Raw genomic sequence first — 285 nt, forward strand, 5'->3', positions numbered from 1 at the left:
TCTAGGCTTGTCGAGAAAGTAGGCAACTCTTCTCCCCATGCGATGAGTGTTATTTTTGCTACCTATCAATCAATACAAGTCATTGTTGATGCGCAAAAGGATCATGGTTTAGCAACCTTTGATCTAATTATTTGTGATGAGGCGCATAGAACAACGGGGGCTTCATTGGGAACAGACGACAGTGAATCTGATTTTATCAAGGTTCACGATAACACTCTTATTCGAGGCAAGAAACGTCTATACATGACGGCAACGCCTCGTATCTTTAGTAACCATGCCAAAAGG

At 42.1% G+C, this 285-nt stretch carries 1 protein-coding gene; it reads left to right on the forward strand.

The genetic code is table 11. The features are described from left to right. Positions 1-285, forward strand: a 285-nt coding sequence (locus ACFIO3_RS15090; protein WP_375704786.1) for a DEAD/DEAH box helicase family protein, incomplete at both ends; no start/stop codon positions are given.

The organism is Bartonella sp. AD328YNZD, from assembly GCF_042196425.1.